Annotated in this window: 1 protein-coding gene; it reads right to left on the minus strand. The window is 61.3% G+C overall.

Annotated elements, in window-relative coordinates; genetic code table 11:
* A partial coding sequence (locus PZC42_RS24880) for a class I fructose-bisphosphate aldolase (RefSeq protein WP_277214285.1) occupies nucleotides 1-261 on the minus strand: 261 nt, incomplete at both ends.

A 261-nucleotide genomic window follows, 5' to 3' on the forward strand; every position in this document is an offset into this window, starting at 1 on the left:
CCTGTCCTTGCACTCGGCACCGGGTGTCACCATGCTTGGCTTGAGGAGGATGCCCTCGAACATCACATTGTTCTCGGCCATGTAGAAGAAGGTCTCCGCCCACACCTTCTGCGCCACCTCGAAGGTCCTGTCGATGCCATGCTCACCGTCGAGGAGGATCTCAGGCTCGACAATCGGCACCAGCCCGTTGTCCTGAGAAATGGCGGCGTAGCGGGCAAGGCCCCAGGCAGCCTCCTTCACGGCGAGTTCAGATGGGCCGTT

It is taken from the genome of Isoptericola croceus (assembly GCF_029382255.1).
In the GTDB taxonomy this organism is placed as follows: domain Bacteria; phylum Actinomycetota; class Actinomycetes; order Actinomycetales; family Cellulomonadaceae; genus Isoptericola; species Isoptericola croceus.